Here is a 15,591-nt window from a genome sequence, read left to right as displayed (position 1 = left end):
TCGCTTACATCGGCGATAAATTAAGGAAGAAACGCTGCAGCCAACCCATATTCTGCGCCTCGTTGATGTAGCCGTTACCGACGTACTCAATGCGCGCATCCGCCACCTGGGTGGACGGTACGGTGTTAGTGCCGCTGATGGTGCGAGGGTTAACCACACCGGAGAATCGAATGAACTCAGTGCCCTGATTGATGGCAATCTGTTTTTCACCCACAACATGTAAATTACCGTTCACCAGTACCTGATCGACGGTCACCGTCAGGGTGCCGCTAAAGGTATTGCTGGCGTTGGCGCCGCCCTTACCATTAAAGGAGTTGCCGCCAGAGGTCTCGACATCGGCACGTGCATTACCAAACAGCCCTTGCAGGTAGCGTGGCACGGTGTCAAAGCCAAAATTCGTTTTGCCATCGCGGCTGGCGTTCGCCGACGAGCTCTTGCTCGCACTGACGTTTTCCTGCAGGACGATGGTGAGTGTGTCACCCACGTTACGCGGACGACGATCTTCAAACAGCGGCTGATAACCGTAGTTAATAGGCTGCGCGGTCTGGAAAATAGAGCCGTTAACGACCGGCGCGGGGCCGGGAACGGGTTGGGCGGTGGTCGCACCCTGCACCAAAGGTTTAGACGGGATCCAGGCGCAACCGCTCAGGGTCACGGCCAGCAGAGTCACTATAGGATAACGATTCGCCGCGTGTTTTTGCATTGCCTTCATCTTCGAAAACAGGGAGCCGGTGCGGGGATTACCGCACCGGGCTACACCTTAGAGTTGCGTCAGTTTCTGCAGCATCTGGTCGGTCGTCGACACTGCTTTACTGTTAATTTCATACGCACGCTGAACCTGGATCATATTCACCAGCTCTTCCGCGACGTTAACGTTAGAGGTCTCAACGTACCCCTGATAGAGCAAACCTGAACCATTCAAACCTGGCGTGCTCTCGTTAGGCGCGCCGGAAGACTGGGTTTCGATGTACAGGTTCTCACCGATGCTTTCCAGACCGGTGTCGTTCATAAAGGTGGTGAGGTTGAGCTGGCCAACCTGCACAGGTGCCGCCTGGCCCTGCTGGGTCACGCTCACGACCCCGTCACGCCCGATAGTGATGCCGAGGGCGTTGGCCGGAATGGTGATCGCTGGCTGTACCTGGAAACCGCCTGCGGTGACCAGCTGACCGTTCTGATCCACCTGGAACGAACCATCACGGGTATAGGCGGAGGTGCCATCTGGCAACTGTACCTGGAAGAAACCCTGCCCTTTGATGGCCACATCTTTACTGTTGTTGGTCTGAGACAGGTTACCCTGGCTATGCAGACGCTCGGTCGCTACCGGACGAACGCCGGTACCAATCTGCAAACCGGACGGCAGCGTTGTCTGTTCAGACGACTGCGCACCTGGCTGGCGGATGGTTTGATAAAGCAAATCTTCAAAAACGGCGCGTTGACGCTTAAAACCATTGGTGCTTACGTTCGCCAGGTTGTTGGCGATCACATCCATATTGGTTTGCTGCGCATCCAGGCCAGTTTTTGCGATCCATAAAGAACTGATCATAGGAAGTCCTGTTAAGTCATTGCCAACAGTTGGTTAGCTTTGCCCGCGTTCTCATTCACGCTGCTGATAACTTTCATCTGCATCTCGAAACGACGTGCGCTGGCGATCATATCGGTCATGGCTTCAACCGGTTTGACGTTACTGCCCTCCAGTACACCAGACATAACGCGAATGGTTGGGTCAGCCTGCAGGGCTGCGCCTCGGGTTGCCTGAGCCGCCTGCGTCAGACGGAAGATACCGTCGTCGCCACGCTGCACTTCGTTACCCTCGGCCTTTACCAGCTTCAGACGGCCGACCGGCGCCACCGTATTCGGCGGATCGCCCGGATTAAGTGCAGAGATGGTACCGTCTGCGGCAATAGTGACCTCAGAGCCTTCCGGCACGGCGATCGGACCTGCTTCGCCAATCACCGGACGCCCCTGAATCGTCAATTGTCCCGCCGCATTCACCTGAATGTTACCGTTACGGGTATAACCTTCTGTACCGTCTGCGGTCTGTACCGCCAGCCAGCCATCCTGCTGCAGCGCCACGTCCAGCGGACGCGAGGTGTAGTCCATTTGGCCAGGGGTCATATCTGCGCCCGGCGTCGAGGCGGTGACCAGCGTACGCGTTGGCAAGGACAAGCCTTCTACCGGCACCGCACGCAGCGCATTGAGCTGGGCGCGAAATCCGGGTGTCGAGGCGTTAGCCAGGTTACTGGCGGTCACTGCCTGCTGATTGAGCGTCTGACTGGCAGCGCCCATCGCGGTATATATTGCGTGATCCATTAAGCTATCCCGTCAGCCACTTAGCGAAGGTTAACCAGCGTGTTGAGGATCTGGTCCTGGGTTTTGATGGTCTGAGCGTTCGACTGGTAGTTACGCTGCGCAACGATCATGTTCACCAGCTCTTTACTCAGATCCACGTTCGACGCTTCCAGCGCACCGTTGGTCAGTGAACCGAAGTTGCCGGTACCGGCGGTACCCAGCAGCGCCACACCAGAAGACTGGGTCGCAGACCAGACGTTATTACCTTCGGACTGCAGACCTTCGTTGTTGGCGAAGTTCGCCAGCACGATCTGGCCCAGAACCTGGGTCTGTTCGTTGGAGTAGTTACCCACAACGGTACCGTCATCGTTGATCTGGTAGCTGACCAGATCGCCTGGCTTATAACCGTTCTGGTTAGTGGCCACGATGTTGTTCGCACCGGTGTTCTGCTGCATGGAGTTGAGGAAGCTCAGCGTGAACGGGGTTGGCGTCGCACCATTTAATGCGCCGGTGGTGATGGCGATTGACGGTTCCGCATTTTTAGTCCCGCTCAGCACGCCCGCTGCGTCGTAGTTATAGACGCCTTCCAGGTTACCGCTGCTGTCAAAGCTCATCTGCGCCGCTTTGGTCGGCGTAGAACCGTTTACGCTACCGTCCTGGGTATAGAGATCCCATTTGTTGTCCGCTGCTTTCACATAGTAGACATACATGTTGTGGGCATTACCCTGGCTGTCGAAGACCGTCACCGTCCCTTTTTTGTTATAGCTGTCCGGGTTCGGGCTATTGGTCGTAGCGTCGAATGCGACAGATGGCAGTTTGTCAGTCGAGTTCAGGTTAATCTGCTGGGTGGCAGTATCAGTTGGTTTTGCCGACATCAGCGTATTCGGGATGGTGATCGCCTGTGGGTTCGCACCGGTCTGCACCGTTGGTGGTGAGCCCGCGACCGGGTAACCGGTCAGCTGCAGGCCCTGCATGTTCACCAGGTTACGGTTTTCATCCAGGCTGAACTGGCCGTTACGGCTATAGAACACGGAACCGTTGCTGTCGACCATACGGAAGAAACCGTTCTGGCTAATGGCAACATCCAGGCCACGGCCGGTGTTGGTTGTGGTGCCGTCGGTGAAATCCTGGGTGATGCCGGCCACTTTGACGCCCAGACCCGCTTTAGAACCCGCAAACATATCCGCAAAAGAGGCGGTTGAGGATTTAAAACCATAGGTCGCGGAGTTGGCAATGTTGTTACCAATGACATCGAGGTTGGTGGCCGCAGCATTCAGGCCGCTGACCGCTTGAGAAAAGGCCATGACTTACTCCTGATAAGTATTAAGGCTTAGATAATCTGCCGAACTTGGTCGAGCGTGGTGGTACCGTAGGTACCCAAATCCAGTTTGTTGCCATCGCTACCCCGCGTGACGCCCTGAACCAGCGCAAACTGCAGAGGTTGTGCCACCAACTGGGTCGTGCCGCTGCTGGCAGAAATGGCAACGTTATAAGAGCCGTTCGGCGCGGTCGTGCCGTCGGCCAGCGTGCCATCCCAGGTAAAGGTGTGAACACCCGCTTTCAGTTCACCAATATCAATGGTGCGAACGACGGCGCCAGCCTTATCGGTAATGGTGGCTGTCACTTTGTCGGCAGGCTGCTGCAGCTCAACGCCAAACGGCGTTGTCGACGTATTGCTGGTACCATCGGTAGTGTTGGTACCGGCAAGGATGGTGCTACCCGGGATCATCACGCCATGACCAATCAGGCTGCTTGCCTGCAGTGACTGGCTGTTGTCGATCTGGCCGGAGATAGAGCCCAGGGTGGTGTTCAGTTTTTCGATGCCGCTAACGGTACTGATCTGCGCAAGCTGCGTAGTCAGTTCGTTATTCTGCATCGGGTTGGTGGGGTCCTGGTTTTTCAACTGCGCCACCAGTAGCGTTAAGAAGCTGCTCTGCAGATCCGACGCTTTGCTACCCGTCAACGAGCTGGAGCTGGCTGCGCTGGTAGCATTGGTGGTGTCATTCATATTGACTGCAATGGACATGCGAGTCTCCTTTACTGACCGAGAGTAAGCGTTTTGAGCATCATGCCCTTGACGGTATTGAGTACTTCAACGTTTGCCTGGTAGCTGCGGGAGGCAGACATGGTGTTCACCATCTCACCCACGACATCCACGTTTGGCATTTTGACGTAGCCATTGGCATCGGCCAGCGGATTGCCTGGCTCGTACACCAGTTTGTCCGGCGCCTGGCTCTCGATCACATCAGCGACTTTTACCCCACCGGTCGCTGCGCCTGGCGCAGCATTGACCTGGAAAACAACCTGTTTTGCACGGTAGGGTTGACCATCTGGGCCCGTCACGCTGTCGGCGTTTGCCAGGTTACTGGCAGCCACGTTCAGACGCTGGGACTGGGCGGTCAACGCGGAACCGGCGATATCAAAAATATTCAGTAAAGCCAAAATTAATTGCCTCCCTGCAGGACATTCATCATGCCTTTAATTTGTCCACCGAGAACGGTCAGCCCCATCTGGTACTTGAGGCTGTTATCGGCAAACTGCGTACGCTCCCGGTCCATATCTACGGTGTTGCCGTCGAGGGATGGCTGATCGGGAACGCGGTAAAGTAAATCTGTGGTCGGGGTGTTAACGACCTGAGCGGGAATATGGCGTGCAGATGTCAGCGCAAGGGCAACGCCGGTGTTTTCGGCCCGTCCACGCTCCATCACTTTTTTAAGTTCACTGGAAAAATCAATATCGCGCGCCTGAAACCCGGGGGTATCAGCGTTCGCGATATTGGCGGCCAGAATCTCCTGACGCTGGGCGCGTAAGTTGAGCGCTTCCTGCTGAAAACGTAGCGCGGCGTCGAGTTTATCGAGCATGTCTCCTCCGCTGATGGCAAAATTTCAGTTCACAGCTTAAATCTCAACCCGTCACCCTTATCGACGGAATAAGCGCAAAATGCGTCGCTATTTATTGCGTTGATGAGAAAGGACGACAGGTAGAATCCCTCTCATCCTGGAACTGGCGGGTATTTTATGATGCGCATTTTCAAACGTGGTCTTGCCGCAACCTTATTGCTCTGGAGCGCCCTCTCTTCGGCGCAGGATCTGGACGCGCAGCTGACGGCATTTTTTGCCCAGCGGCTGGCCGGCATTAGCGATGAGGTCACCGTGACCATTCGTTCCCCGGCTAACCTGTTGCCGAGCTGTGAGCAGCCCTCATTTAGCGTACCGGGCAGTGCCAGACTGTGGGGCAATCTCAGCGTGCAGACACGTTGCGCCAATGAGAAGCGCTACATTCAGGTTGCAGTTCAGGCAATGGGCAATTATGTTGTCGCCTCCCAGGTGATTGCTCGCGGCAGCGTGTTGCAGCCCGGTAGCGTAACGCTTAAGCGCGGCAGACTGGATCAGTTGCCACCGCGCACCATGCTGGATATCAACCAGGCGCAAGATGCCGTCACGCTTCGCGATGTGGTGCCAGGGCAGCCGCTGCAATTGAGTATGCTGCGTCAGTCATGGCGTATTAAAGCCGGTCAACGCGTGATGGTTGTCGCCAGCGGAGACGGCTTTAGCGTGAACAGTGAAGGCAAGGCGTTGAACAACGCAGCGGTGGCGCAGAATGCCCGCGTGCGTATGGCTTCCGGCCAGGTGGTCAGTGGAACGGTCGGTTCTGATGGGAATATTCTGATTAACCTATAATCTTTTTAAAGATTTTGCGGCGGCTGCCGATAAAGTAGTAACAAATGATGATGTCAGGCACCAACGCCGCGAACCCTCTATGAGGACAACACAATGAGCATTGATCGTACATCGCCCGTAAAGCCGGTTAGCACTGTACAAACTCGCGAAACGAATGACACTGCCACGCCAAAAACTCGCCTTGAAAAAACGGCGTCGGCTAACAGCACCAGCGTGACGCTGAGCGATGCCCAGGCGAAGCTGATGCAGCCGGGTAGCAACGATATTAATATGGAACGCGTTGACGCGCTGAAAACCGCTATTCGTAATGGCGAACTAAAAATGGATACCAGCAAAATTGCTGACGCGCTGATTCAGGAAGCGCAAAGTTTCTTAGAGTAAAAACCGTATGAGTCGTCTCTCGGAAATACTGGATCAAATGACGGTCATTCTTAACGACCTGAAAACGGTAATGGATGCTGAACAACAACAGCTCTCTGCCGGGCATATCAGCGGCAGCGCACTTCAGCGAATTACTGAAGATAAAAGTTCGCTGCTCGCCACTCTGGATTACCTGGAGCAGCAGCGTCGCGCTGAGCAAGTCTCCCAACGTAGTGCGAATGATGATTTCGCCGAACGCTGGCAGACAATTACAGAAAAAACCCAGCAGTTGCGCGACCTTAACCAGCACAATGGTTGGTTACTGGAAGGACAGATTACCCGCAACCAGCAGGCGCTGGAGGTTCTGAAGCCACATCAGGAGCCAGGCCTGTATGGCGCGAATGGACAACAGTCCGCCTCGCGCGGCGGCGGCGGTAAGAAGTTTTCTATCTAATCGCGCCAGCGAGAGAGGAACGGGGAGCACAGTTTGTGACTCCCCTTTTTTCGTTACGCCGTACGGCGGGTGAACTCTTTCACTTTAAAACCGAGAATGGCCAGGGTCGCAAAGTAAGCCACCACGCCGGTCACCACGACCGCCATTAACCGCAGCAGTCGATAGAGCATCGTGCCCTGCGCCCAATCCGGCATCACATGCAGCATGCCCACTAATGCCGCCGCCATCACCAACACCGCTATCACCAGACGCACCAGGAAACGTGCCCAACCCGGCTGCGGAGTAAAGATCTTCTGTTTACGCAATTGCCAGTAGAGCAGAGCGGCGTTAAGACATGCCGCCAGACCGATAGAGAGTGCCAGGCCGGCGTGCTTAAGAGGGCCAATAAACGCCAGGTTCATCAGCTGGGTCATAATTAAAGTCACAATGGCAATTTTGACCGGCGTTTTGATGTCCTGGCGCGAATAGAAGCCCGGCGCCAACACTTTCACGACGATCAGCCCCATCAGTCCTACCGAATAGGCAATGAGCGCCCGCTGGGTCATGGCCGCATCAAACGCGGTAAATTTGCCGTACTGGAACAGCGACACGGTCAGCGGCTTGGCCAGGATCCCCAGCGCCACCGCGCTGGGAAGTGCCAGCAGGAAGCAGAGCCGCAGCCCCCAGTCCATCAGGCGGCAATATTCATCATGATTGCCGCTGGCAAAGCTTTTCGACAGTGACGGCAGCAAGATGGTGCCCAGCGCCACGCCCAGCACGCCAGAGGGAAACTCCATCAGACGATCGGCGTAATACATCCATGAAACCGATCCTGAGGCGAGGAAGGAGGCAAAAATGGTGTTGATAATCAGCGAGATCTGACTAACGGAGACGCCCAGGATGGCTGGCCCCATCTGTTTGACGACACGCATCGCCCCGGCATCGCGCAGGTTGATGCGCGGCAAGACCAGCATGCCAATTTTCTTCAGATGCGGTAGCTGATAAGCCAGCTGCAACACGCCGCCGACGGTCACCGCCCAGGCAAGGGCCAGCACCGGAGGGTTAAAGTGCGGCGCAGCAAACAGCGCAAATCCGATCATGCTGATATTGAGGAACGTAGGGGCAAAAGCTGGCACCGAGAAGCGGTTCCAGGTATTGAGAATCGCCCCTGCCAGAGAGGCGAGCGATATAAGCAAAATATAGGGGAAAGTGATCTGCAACAGCTGGGTGGTGAGAGCAAATTTGTCCGCCGTGTTGGCAAAGCCTGGCGCGGTCACCATGATGACCCACGGCGCTGCCAACATCCCCACCACGGTGACGATGGCCAGCGCCAGGGTCAGCAGACCCGAAACGTAAGAGATAAACACCCGGGTGGCATCTTCGCCCTGCTTACTTTTGTACTCAGCCAGGATTGGGACAAACGCCTGCGAGAAAGCCCCTTCAGCAAAGATACGACGCAGCAGGTTGGGCAACTTAAAGGCGACGAAGAAGGCATCGGTCGCCATGCCTGCACCAAAAACCCTCGCCACAATGGCATCGCGTGCAAAGCCCAGCACGCGAGAAAACATGGTCATCGAGCTGACGGCGGCCAGCGATTTTAATAGGTTCATTAACGTGAATTTCCACAACCACACGGCAAAACGCCTGCAGTGCAGGCGTTGAAAGAAGCGCTTAGTCTACCTGGATTCCGGGGAATTACTATCGGCAGATGTTACAGGGGTTGAACCCGCAGATAACGGTTACTCGCTCATCGCCTCGCGCCACAGCTTCTCGACGATGCGCTGAGCCATAATGGCCTGCTCGCCCGCCGTCTCCGGAATGGTCTGATTTTGCACGCACTCAATAAAGTGATGCGCGCAGCCTGCAAAACCCCGCTGCTCCAGCGTACTCTGCCAGCCCGGTACCGGGCGGTGTACCACCCCCTGCCCTCTCTCTTCTCGCCACTCACGCATATCGGTGACATCCACCAGCGCACCGTCGGTGACGGCCTGAACCCACTCCCGTTGACTGCCCGCCCGCCGATGCATGGCGGTTGTAATCTGCAAATGGTTAATACTGAAATGGTGCTCGGCATAGACCATCTCGCCTTGCTCGTTCGCCAGCAGGGTGCCGCTATCGAGCTGCGCGTTACCGCCTGCCAGCCACAGTGCGGTGTCTACCACGTGCAGATAGTCGTCGAGCAGCGTGAAGCGCAGATCGCCGGGGCCGACGCTGTCAGCGCGGTGCTTATCCATTCGCAGAGAAGCCGCGCCGGAGAGCTGGCTTTTCAGCGACTGATACAGGGGGGCAAAACGGCGATTGAAGCCCACCATCAGGGTGAGTTTTTTCCGCGCGGCCAGCTCAATCAGACGCTCGGCATCCTGAATATTTTCTGCCAGCGGTTTATCTACGCAGACATGCACGCCGACGTTAAGCAGTTCGCTCACCACCTGGTAATGGGTGGCCGTAGAGGTATGAACAAAGATCGCGTCGCACTGCTGGGCCAGTTCGGTCAGCGAGCCGGCATAGGGCATGCGGAAGGTCTCACAGATACGCAGCGCTTTATCCCGCGACGGAGACCAGGCCCCCTGTAGCGTCCAGTCGGTGGCGGCGCTCAATACCGGCAGCCAGGCTTTCTGAGCAATGCCGCCCAACCCTACAACACCCACGCGTAATTTTGTCACAGTTAATCTCCCAGATGTGCCAGCAGCGAATCGAGCCGCTGTTTTAGGTCGGCGACTTCACCTTCCAGCGCCTCGACGCGGGCAAGCAGGCTCTCATCCTCTACCGGCGCCACCGCCTCAACCACGTTTATCAGCGTTTCGACATTGCCGCTAAAGAGATGCATATAACGGCTCTCACGTTTGCCCGGCTCCCGTGGCAGACGCAAGACATAGGGCCCGTCTTCGCGGGAGGCCAGATGTTCCAGCGTTTGCTCAATCTCCTGCATATCGGCAAATTCATACATCCGCGCGGCCCGGCTGCGCAGTTCACCCGGGGTTTGAGGCCCACGCAACAGCAGTGTGGTAATGACCGCCACCTCGGCGGGATTGAGTTTCAGGTCGCCAAATTCAGAGTTGCAGAAACGCTGCTCGTACTTTGTGACGCGGTTGCCGAACCCGCTCACTGTTCGTAGATAGTGGCGCTTGACCAGCGCATCAAGCAGATCCTGAACCTCATGTTCTGCAAGGTTCATCACCGGCTCGCGGTTAGTTTTTTGGTTACAGGCAAGCGTCACGGCATTGATCGACAGGGGATACTGTTCAGGGGTAGTGATCTGTTTTTCAAGCAGGCTGCCGATCACCCGCGCTTCCATAAGCGATAACTGATATTTCATGACATCTCCTTAGCGTCCTGCGCTCCACTCTTTGGTTGTGAGCGCCGTCAGGACATGATCGCGCCACTCGCCGTCTATCAATAGATAATCTTTCGCGTATCCCTCTTTTTCAAAGCCGAGACGCGCCAGCAGATCGCCGCTGCGCTGATTGTGCGGCATATAGTTCGCCATAATGCGGTGAATATGTTGGGTGCGCTGCATATAGCGAATGGCGGCGGAGAGCGCCTCGAACATCAACCCCTGCCCTTGCCACTTCTGGCCAATTGAATAGCCGAGATAGCAGGCATGAAAAGACCCGCGCACCACGTTGGAAAAATTGGCGATGCCGATGATCTCTTTTTCATCGGGATCGAGCAGCGCGAAATAGAATGCCGAGCCCTGCTTATGGAACTCTGCAATCATCCCCAGGCGCGCCTGCCACCCGGAGGGATAACAGTGGCTCTCATCCCGAATGGGCTCCCAGGGTTTTAAAAACTGACGATTCTCGGCGTAATAATCCGCCAGACGCCAGGCATCACGCTCGTGCACCAGACGCACAACCAGCCGGTCGGTCGTCAGGCGCACCTTCGGCACATTACTACGATAGCCAAACATCGATACCACTCCTTCCCGTTACAACCTCGGCCCGTTATCTTTACTATACCTGTGCGGTTGCCGTCTGTGAAAACAGTGACATACCATTTTCGTGACTTTTCACACTTTACGATGAAAAGCGCCAATCAAAGTCTTCGTTTGATAAAAAAATATTGTCGCCGGGACAGTGGGAAAATTGTTCATAACCCCGCAGAATATTAGCGCGCTTACCTTTTAATTTCCCGGAGGGGAAATGTCCCGCATCTCGCAGGCCCGGAACCTGGGTAAATACTTCCTTCTCGTCGATAACATGCTGGTGGTACTGGGCTTTTTTGTCGTATTCCCTCTGATTTCGATCCGCTTTGTGGATCAAATGGGCTGGGCGGCATTAATGGTCGGTATTGCCCTCGGCCTGCGCCAGTTTGTGCAGCAAGGTCTGGGGATCTTTGGCGGCGCGATTGCCGACCGCTTCGGCGCCAAACCGATGATCGTCACCGGCATGCTGCTACGTGCGGCCGGGTTTGCCACCATGGGCATTGCTCACGAACCCTGGATACTGTGGGCCTCCTGCCTTATCTCCGGGCTCGGAGGAACATTATTTGACCCACCGCGCACCGCGCTGGTGGTCAAACTGATTCGCCCGCAGCAGCGTGGACGGTTTTTCTCCCTGTTGATGATGCAGGACAGTGCCGGCGCGGTGATTGGCGCCCTGCTGGGTAGCTGGCTATTGCAGTATGATTTCCGCCTGGTCTGCGCCGTGGGTGCCGTCCTCTTTATCCTGTGCGCGGGCTTCAACGCCTGGCTACTGCCTGCGTGGAAACTCTCCACCGTTAAGGCCCCGGTGCGCGAAGGGATGGGCCGGGTGCTGCGGGACAAACGCTTCGTCACCTACGTGCTGACCCTGGCGGGCTATTACATGCTGGCGGTGCAGGTCATGCTTATGCTGCCCATCATGGTCAACGATATCGCCGGCTCCCCGGCAGCGGTGAAATGGATGTATGCCATCGAAGCCAGCCTGTCGCTGACTCTGCTCTATCCGATTGCCCGCTGGAGCGAAAAGCGGTTTCGCCTGGAGCACCGGTTAATGGCAGGACTGCTGTTAATGTCGATCAGCATGCTGCCGATCGGGATGGTCAGCTCGCTACAGCAGCTGTTTATTCTGATTTGCACTTTTTACATTGGCTCGATCATCGCCGAACCGGCACGTGAAACCCTGAGCGCCCAGCTGGCGGATGCCCGTGCACGCGGTAGCTATATGGGCTTTAGCCGCCTCGGACTGGCGATTGGCGGTGCGCTGGGTTATGCAGGCGGCGGCTGGCTGTTTGATGCCGGCAAAGCATTCAGTCAGCCGGAGTTACCCTGGGTGATGCTGGCGGTGATCGGGGTGATCACCTTCTTCGCGCTGGGCTGGCAGTTCAGCCACAAACGTAGCGCGGGCACCATGCTGGAGCCTGGGGCCTGATTTGTCTCATGCTTTTTTCTCCTCCATACTGACTATTGATGGTCAACAACTGGAGGAGAAACGTGAAACTTTATATTTACGATCACTGCCCGTTCTGTCTTAAAGCCCGAATGATTTTTGGTCTGAAGAATCTACCCGTCGAACTCATCACGCTGCAGAATGATGACGAAGCAACGCCCACGCGGATGATTGGTAAGAAAATGGCCCCCATCCTGCAAAAAGACGACAGCCGTTACCTGCCCGAAAGCATGGATATCGTCCACTATGTCGACCAGCTTGATGGCAAGCCGCTGCTCACTGGCAAGCAAAACCCCGCCGTTGAAGAGTGGCTACGCAAAGTGAACGGTTATGTGAATCGTCTGCTTATCCCCCGCTTCGCGAAATCTGCGTTTGATGAGTTTTCTACACCAGAGGCCCGTGCGTACTTCGTTGAGAAGAAAGAGGCCGCTATCGGCAGCTTTGATGAGCATATGGCCCACACCGCCGGTCTGGTAAAAAATATCAGCGATGACCTGCGGGCGCTGGACAAGCTCATCGTCCAGCCTAACGCCGTCAATGGCGAGTTATCTGACGATGATATTCACCTCTTCCCACTGCTGCGTAACCTGACGCTGGTCGCGGGCATTACCTGGCCAACGCGGGTCGCGGACTATCGCGATAACATGGCGAAGCAGACCCAAATCAACCTTCTCTCTTCCCAGGCACTGTAAGCCCGGACGGGCGGGCACCCTCTGCCCGCCCGTTGATTTCAGCTTTTTCTGCTGGTCTGTAACACTCTCGCCTGACATACTGGCTCGTCGGGCGTTAAGTGCTGACATTATGTTGAGGAAAAACATGAAGAAAATCGTTATTGCCGCTGCGTTTATAGTGAGCGGCCTGCTGGTTGGTTGCAATCAGCTTACTCAGTACACCGTCAGCGAGCAGGAAATTAACCAGGCGCTTCAGAAACATAATAATTTTGCCAAAGATATCGGCGTCCCCGGCGTGGCGGATGCGCATATTGTACTGACCAACCTGGACAGTAAGATTGGCCGGGAAGAGCCAAACAAAGTGATGCTCTCCGGTGATGCCAGCCTGGACATGAACTCCCTGTTTGGCAGCCAGAAGGCCAATATTCAGCTCAAATTAAAAGCGCTGCCGGTCTTCAACAAAGAAGAAGGGGCGATTTATCTGCAGGAGATGGAGATTGCCGATGCGGTCGTCACGCCGGAGAAAATGAAACCAGTACTTCAGACCCTGATGCCTTATCTCAACCAGTCGCTGCGCAGCTACTTCAATAAACAGCCAGCCTATATCCTGAGTGAAGATAAGAGCAAAGGCGAAGCGTTGGCGAAGAAATATGCCAAAGGCATTGAAGTGAAGCCGGGAGAAATCATAATCCCCTTCACTGAGTAAATATAACGGCGCTTCGGCGCCTTTTTTTTGTAAAAAGAGTGCAAACGAAAACGTTTCCGCCTATCCTTTGTGTCCGGCAAAAAACAGCCTTCATGACTGATTCCTACCAAGCCGGAGCATACTAATGACTGCACATCCCCAGGTTCTGAAAATCCGCCGTCCTGACGACTGGCATATCCATCTGCGTGATGGCGACATGCTGGCCACCGTCGTGCCTTATACCAGTGAAATTTATGGCCGCGCGATTGTCATGCCTAACCTGGTACCGCCAGTCACTACCGTTGATGCCGCTATTGCCTATCGCAACCGCATCCTCGCTGCCGTACCGGCCGGGCATGACTTTACCCCGCTGATGACCTGCTACCTGACTGACACGCTGGATCCAGCAGAGATTGAGCGCGGCTTTACCGAAGGGGTTTTCACCGCCGCCAAACTCTATCCGGCAAACGCCACCACCAACTCCAGCCACGGCGTGACCAGCGTCGATGCCATTATGCCGGTACTGGAGCGCATGGAGAAACTGGGTATGCCGCTGCTGGTGCACGGTGAAGTGACCCATGCCGACATCGATATCTTCGATCGTGAAGCCCGCTTTATCGATACCGTGATGGAACCGCTTCGCCAGCGCCTGCCGGGTTTGAAAGTGGTGTTTGAACACATCACCACTAAAGATGCCGCAGATTATGTCCGCGAGGGCAACGAGCGTCTGGCGGCAACCATTACCCCGCAGCACCTGATGTTTAACCGCAACCATATGCTGGTTGGCGGCGTGCGTCCGCATCTGTACTGCCTGCCGATCCTGAAGCGTAATATCCACCAGCAGGCGCTGCGTGAGCTGGTCGCCAGCGGTTTTGACCGCGTGTTCCTGGGTACAGACTCCGCGCCGCATGCACGTCATCGCAAAGAGGCCAGCTGCGGCTGTGCAGGCTGCTTTAATGCGCCTACCGCACTGGCGAGCTATGCCCAGGTCTTTGAGGAGATGAATGCCTTGCAGCACTTTGAAGCCTTCTGCTCGCTTAACGGCCCGAAATTCTACAACCTGCCGGTTAATGATACGTTCGTTGAACTGGTGCGCGAAGAGAGCCAGGTGGTGGAGTCGATTGCCCTGACGGATGACACCCTAATTCCATTCCTGGCGGGTGAAAAGGTGCAATGGACGGTTAAAGGTTAAAAAAATGGTCGCCCCCTGTTGCGTTGGCATCAATAGAACTGTATAAATACACAGTATATTGCACAGGGGGTTATTATGCGTATTGAAGTCACAATCGCCAGAACCACAGCCATGCCTGCCGGCGCGCTGGATGCGCTGGCGGGTGAATTATCCCGTCGTATCAACGATTCCTTTCCCGAGCGCGATGGTGCCGTTACCGTGCGTTATGCTGCCGCCAATAACCTGTCAGTATTAGGTGGTGCCAAAGAAGATAAAGAGCGCATCAGCGAAATCCTCCAGGAGACCTGGGAGAGCGCTGACGACTGGTTTATTACCGATTAAGTTTTACGCCCTCATTGTGTTTTTTGCCGGGTCGCCCCGGCTTTTTTTTCGTTTCGTTTTAAGAAAGTTCCCCGCCCTGCCTGACTTCTTTTAAAATCGTGAGCATCACGGTGATTTATTGTTCGAACATTCCTAAAATGTAACTATTTACGTTGCGATGGTTTCTTTTTCCGATCAGAACCCTTATTTAATGTATACTGAAGTAGCTTCAGAAAAACACGCATTGAACCTCAAAGTCGTTGTCTTCTAACACGTATTAAGGGGGTTAAGATGGAAAAGAATAATGAAGTCATCCAGACCCATCCTCTCGTCGGCTGGGATATTAGCACCGTAGACAGCTACGACGCGCTGATGTTGCGCTTACACTACCAGACCCCAAATCAGGCGGACCGTGAAGAAGCGGAGGTTGGGCAGACTCTGTGGTTAACAACAGATGTCGCACGCCAGTTTATTTCTATTTTAGAAGCAGGAATTGCAAAAATAGAATCTGGTGACTACCAGGAAAATGAGTATCGTCGGCATTAAGAATATGCCCATTTTTCACTCAACAGGCACCTCAGGGTGCCTTATTTATTTCTCCCTTGTATAACC

General features: G+C 55.2%; 20 protein-coding genes. 9 read left to right on the top strand and 11 right to left on the bottom strand.

The window, feature by feature from the left end; all coding sequences use genetic code 11:
• Positions 1-4: 4 nt before the first annotated feature.
• From flgH to flgB, 7 genes are read right to left on the bottom strand one after another with little or no spacing between them, the layout of a single operon-like run.
• Positions 5-703, bottom strand: a complete 699-nt coding sequence (gene flgH / locus B3B59_RS01990; protein ID WP_040076170.1) for a flagellar basal body L-ring protein FlgH — start codon at positions 701-703, stop codon at positions 5-7.
• A gap of 57 nt (positions 704-760) precedes the next feature.
• On the bottom strand, positions 761-1,543 hold the full coding sequence (flgG, locus tag B3B59_RS01985) for a flagellar basal-body rod protein FlgG (RefSeq protein ID WP_040076171.1): 783 nt from the start codon (positions 1,541-1,543) through the stop codon (positions 761-763).
• A gap of 11 nt (positions 1,544-1,554) precedes the next feature.
• Complete coding sequence (locus B3B59_RS01980; RefSeq protein ID WP_046885706.1) at positions 1,555-2,310, bottom strand: flagellar basal body rod protein FlgF; 756 nt, start codon at positions 2,308-2,310, stop codon at positions 1,555-1,557.
• A 20-nt stretch (positions 2,311-2,330) separates the two neighbouring features.
• Positions 2,331-3,593: a flagellar hook protein FlgE gene (flgE, locus tag B3B59_RS01975; RefSeq protein WP_286807991.1), complete on the bottom strand. Its 1,263-nt coding sequence runs from the start codon at positions 3,591-3,593 to the stop codon at positions 2,331-2,333.
• 26 nt (positions 3,594-3,619) lie between these two features.
• Entirely contained in the window at positions 3,620-4,315 is a 696-nt protein-coding gene (gene flgD, locus B3B59_RS01970) for a flagellar hook assembly protein FlgD (protein ID WP_040076174.1), read from the bottom strand.
• Positions 4,316-4,326: 11 nt separating this feature from the next.
• Positions 4,327-4,731, bottom strand: a complete 405-nt coding sequence (gene flgC, locus B3B59_RS01965; RefSeq protein ID WP_040076175.1) for a flagellar basal body rod protein FlgC — start codon at positions 4,729-4,731, stop codon at positions 4,327-4,329.
• Between the two features lie 2 nt (positions 4,732-4,733).
• Positions 4,734-5,150, bottom strand: coding sequence for a flagellar basal body rod protein FlgB (flgB, locus tag B3B59_RS01960; protein WP_046885708.1), 417 nt, complete (start codon positions 5,148-5,150; stop codon positions 4,734-4,736).
• A 159-nt stretch (positions 5,151-5,309) separates the two neighbouring features.
• Here flgB and flgA point away from each other — a divergent pair, with 159 nt between their 5' ends.
• The 3 genes from flgA (at position 5,310) to flgN (ending at position 6,783) form a co-directional block, all read left to right on the top strand.
• On the top strand, positions 5,310-5,969 hold the full coding sequence (gene flgA / locus B3B59_RS01955) for a flagellar basal body P-ring formation chaperone FlgA (protein WP_286808072.1): 660 nt from the start codon (positions 5,310-5,312) through the stop codon (positions 5,967-5,969).
• A gap of 93 nt (positions 5,970-6,062) precedes the next feature.
• A complete protein-coding gene (gene flgM, locus B3B59_RS01950) occupies positions 6,063-6,350 on the top strand; it encodes a flagellar biosynthesis anti-sigma factor FlgM (RefSeq protein ID WP_040076177.1) in 288 nt (95 codons plus the stop codon).
• Positions 6,351-6,357: 7 nt separating this feature from the next.
• Positions 6,358-6,783, top strand: coding sequence for a flagella biosynthesis chaperone FlgN (flgN, locus tag B3B59_RS01945; RefSeq protein ID WP_040076178.1), 426 nt, complete (start codon positions 6,358-6,360; stop codon positions 6,781-6,783).
• Positions 6,784-6,836: 53 nt separating this feature from the next.
• On the opposite strand, the gene murJ is transcribed toward flgN, so the two are convergent.
• From murJ to rimJ, 4 genes are all read right to left on the bottom strand, one after another.
• The gene (murJ, locus tag B3B59_RS01940) at positions 6,837-8,372 is read right to left on the bottom strand and encodes a murein biosynthesis integral membrane protein MurJ (protein WP_040076179.1); all 1,536 of its coding nucleotides are present in this window, start codon (positions 8,370-8,372) and stop codon (positions 6,837-6,839) included.
• Between the two features lie 129 nt (positions 8,373-8,501).
• Entirely contained in the window at positions 8,502-9,425 is a 924-nt protein-coding gene (locus tag B3B59_RS01935) for a Gfo/Idh/MocA family protein (protein ID WP_286807990.1), read from the bottom strand.
• Between the two features lie 2 nt (positions 9,426-9,427).
• Positions 9,428-10,078, bottom strand: coding sequence for a YceH family protein (locus tag B3B59_RS01930; RefSeq protein ID WP_040076181.1), 651 nt, complete (start codon positions 10,076-10,078; stop codon positions 9,428-9,430).
• 9 nt (positions 10,079-10,087) lie between these two features.
• The gene (gene rimJ, locus B3B59_RS01925) at positions 10,088-10,672 is read right to left on the bottom strand and encodes a ribosomal protein S5-alanine N-acetyltransferase (protein ID WP_040076182.1); all 585 of its coding nucleotides are present in this window, start codon (positions 10,670-10,672) and stop codon (positions 10,088-10,090) included.
• A gap of 232 nt (positions 10,673-10,904) precedes the next feature.
• Here rimJ and mdtH point away from each other — a divergent pair, with 232 nt between their 5' ends.
• The 6 genes from mdtH (at position 10,905) to bssS (ending at position 15,525) form a co-directional block, all read left to right on the top strand.
• Positions 10,905-12,113 (top strand): multidrug efflux MFS transporter MdtH, encoded by a 1,209-nt coding sequence (mdtH, locus tag B3B59_RS01920; RefSeq protein ID WP_046885711.1) that lies wholly within the window; start codon positions 10,905-10,907, stop codon positions 12,111-12,113.
• Positions 12,114-12,175: 62 nt separating this feature from the next.
• Positions 12,176-12,823, top strand: a complete 648-nt coding sequence (grxB, locus tag B3B59_RS01915) for a glutaredoxin 2 (RefSeq protein ID WP_286807989.1) — start codon at positions 12,176-12,178, stop codon at positions 12,821-12,823.
• A 124-nt stretch (positions 12,824-12,947) separates the two neighbouring features.
• Complete coding sequence (locus B3B59_RS01910; RefSeq protein ID WP_046885713.1) at positions 12,948-13,508, top strand: lipoprotein; 561 nt, start codon at positions 12,948-12,950, stop codon at positions 13,506-13,508.
• 124 nt (positions 13,509-13,632) lie between these two features.
• Positions 13,633-14,679, top strand: coding sequence for a dihydroorotase (pyrC, locus tag B3B59_RS01905; protein ID WP_286807988.1), 1,047 nt, complete (start codon positions 13,633-13,635; stop codon positions 14,677-14,679).
• Between the two features lie 75 nt (positions 14,680-14,754).
• The gene (gene dinI, locus B3B59_RS01900; protein ID WP_046885715.1) at positions 14,755-15,000 is read left to right on the top strand and encodes a DNA damage-inducible protein I; all 246 of its coding nucleotides are present in this window, start codon (positions 14,755-14,757) and stop codon (positions 14,998-15,000) included.
• Positions 15,001-15,270: 270 nt separating this feature from the next.
• Positions 15,271-15,525, top strand: coding sequence for a biofilm formation regulator BssS (gene bssS, locus B3B59_RS01895; protein ID WP_040076189.1), 255 nt, complete (start codon positions 15,271-15,273; stop codon positions 15,523-15,525).
• The last annotated feature ends 66 nt before the right edge of the window (positions 15,526-15,591 follow it).

Source organism: Leclercia sp. UBA2479 (assembly GCF_002341985.1).
In the GTDB taxonomy this organism is placed as follows: domain Bacteria; phylum Pseudomonadota; class Gammaproteobacteria; order Enterobacterales; family Enterobacteriaceae; genus Enterobacter; species Enterobacter pneumoniae.
The sequence above is the reverse complement of the archived record's forward strand: the minus strand, read 5'-3'. Positions and strand labels throughout refer to the sequence as shown.

Excerpts from the sequence above, each read along its gene's own strand:
- B3B59_RS01980 (WP_046885706.1), bottom strand. The coding sequence starts at position 2,310 with ATGGATCACGCAATATATACCGCGATGGGCGCTGCCAGTCAGACGCTC.
- dinI (WP_046885715.1), top strand. The coding sequence starts at position 14,755 with ATGCGTATTGAAGTCACAATCGCCAGAACCACAGCCATGCCTGCCGGC.
- B3B59_RS01910 (WP_046885713.1), top strand. The coding sequence starts at position 12,948 with ATGAAGAAAATCGTTATTGCCGCTGCGTTTATAGTGAGCGGCCTGCTG.
- flgA (WP_286808072.1), top strand. The coding sequence starts at position 5,310 with ATGCGCATTTTCAAACGTGGTCTTGCCGCAACCTTATTGCTCTGGAGC.
- B3B59_RS01930 (WP_040076181.1), bottom strand. The coding sequence starts at position 10,078 with ATGAAATATCAGTTATCGCTTATGGAAGCGCGGGTGATCGGCAGCCTG.
- flgE (WP_286807991.1), bottom strand. The coding sequence starts at position 3,593 with ATGGCCTTTTCTCAAGCGGTCAGCGGCCTGAATGCTGCGGCCACCAAC.
- flgM (WP_040076177.1), top strand. The coding sequence starts at position 6,063 with ATGAGCATTGATCGTACATCGCCCGTAAAGCCGGTTAGCACTGTACAA.
- flgN (WP_040076178.1), top strand. The coding sequence starts at position 6,358 with ATGAGTCGTCTCTCGGAAATACTGGATCAAATGACGGTCATTCTTAAC.
- flgD (WP_040076174.1), bottom strand. The coding sequence starts at position 4,315 with ATGTCCATTGCAGTCAATATGAATGACACCACCAATGCTACCAGCGCA.
- bssS (WP_040076189.1), top strand. The coding sequence starts at position 15,271 with ATGGAAAAGAATAATGAAGTCATCCAGACCCATCCTCTCGTCGGCTGG.
- pyrC (WP_286807988.1), top strand. The coding sequence starts at position 13,633 with ATGACTGCACATCCCCAGGTTCTGAAAATCCGCCGTCCTGACGACTGG.
- rimJ (WP_040076182.1), bottom strand. The coding sequence starts at position 10,672 with ATGTTTGGCTATCGTAGTAATGTGCCGAAGGTGCGCCTGACGACCGAC.
- mdtH (WP_046885711.1), top strand. The coding sequence starts at position 10,905 with ATGTCCCGCATCTCGCAGGCCCGGAACCTGGGTAAATACTTCCTTCTC.
- flgH (WP_040076170.1), bottom strand. The coding sequence starts at position 703 with ATGCAAAAACACGCGGCGAATCGTTATCCTATAGTGACTCTGCTGGCC.
- murJ (WP_040076179.1), bottom strand. The coding sequence starts at position 8,372 with ATGAACCTATTAAAATCGCTGGCCGCCGTCAGCTCGATGACCATGTTT.
- flgG (WP_040076171.1), bottom strand. The coding sequence starts at position 1,543 with ATGATCAGTTCTTTATGGATCGCAAAAACTGGCCTGGATGCGCAGCAA.
- flgB (WP_046885708.1), bottom strand. The coding sequence starts at position 5,150 with ATGCTCGATAAACTCGACGCCGCGCTACGTTTTCAGCAGGAAGCGCTC.